This is a genomic window from Mycobacterium simiae, from assembly GCF_008370645.1.
Taxonomy (GTDB): Bacteria; Actinomycetota; Actinomycetes; order Mycobacteriales; family Mycobacteriaceae; genus Mycobacterium; species Mycobacterium simiae_A.
Map to the genome: position 1 here is coordinate 1 of NZ_VTZN01000475.1, position 653 is coordinate 653.

The following is a 653-nucleotide window of genomic DNA, read 5'->3' on the forward strand; positions in this document are numbered from 1 at the left end:
TGCGTCCGTCATCATTCCGGTGGTAAACGACTGGCTCAACGACTGCGGGGACAGTGGCGCACCAGGTGCCGCGGGTGCTGACACGCCTGGTACCGACGGGCCTCCAACACCTACCGCGGGTGCACTGGGCAGCGACGCCGTTGAGACGTTGCCTGGCGGCAACACTGCGCAGGGCAGTGGAGCCGCCGTACGGCAAGGCACTTGGCTTCGGGGCTGGTGCGACGCTATCCGGCAATAGTGCACTGGTTGGTTGCGGAGTGTCACCATACGCCAACGTTCTTGGTGTCTCAGCCGGTGTGGCCTCCTCCGACAACGATGTATTTGGCGGAAGCGGAGTACCGCCGTATGCTCGACCAGCTGGTGAGGTCGCCGTGGAATCTAAGTCGTCGGCAGTGATGGGGCGTGATGGTTGAGGACCTCGAGGTTGACGCCGTGCTCGCGCAGCCACGTCCGGGCGTCGCGGCCGCCAATTGTCTCATCGAGCACGCGCTGAGTCGCGTCGATGATGTTCGACGTAGCGAATCCGGCAGCGTTGGAGGCGCTTGAGTTCGATTCAGCAATGACTTCGTTGACCGCGGCAAGTTTCGCGTCCGGAGGCCCTTTGCTGGACAGGATCCGGTTGATCCGCTCATTGCCGGAGCTCGCGATCTCGG

Annotated in this window: 2 pseudogenes; one reads left to right on the forward strand and one right to left on the reverse strand. The window is 63.4% G+C overall.

Annotated features, from left to right (window positions below):
- A pseudogene (locus F0Q45_RS28835) lies at nt 1–238 on the forward strand (hypothetical protein); the annotation flags it as partial.
- A gap of 140 nt (nt 239–378) precedes the next feature.
- Here the strand turns inward: F0Q45_RS28835 and F0Q45_RS28370 are convergent.
- Nucleotides 379–653: pseudogene (locus F0Q45_RS28370) on the reverse strand (hypothetical protein); the annotation flags it as partial.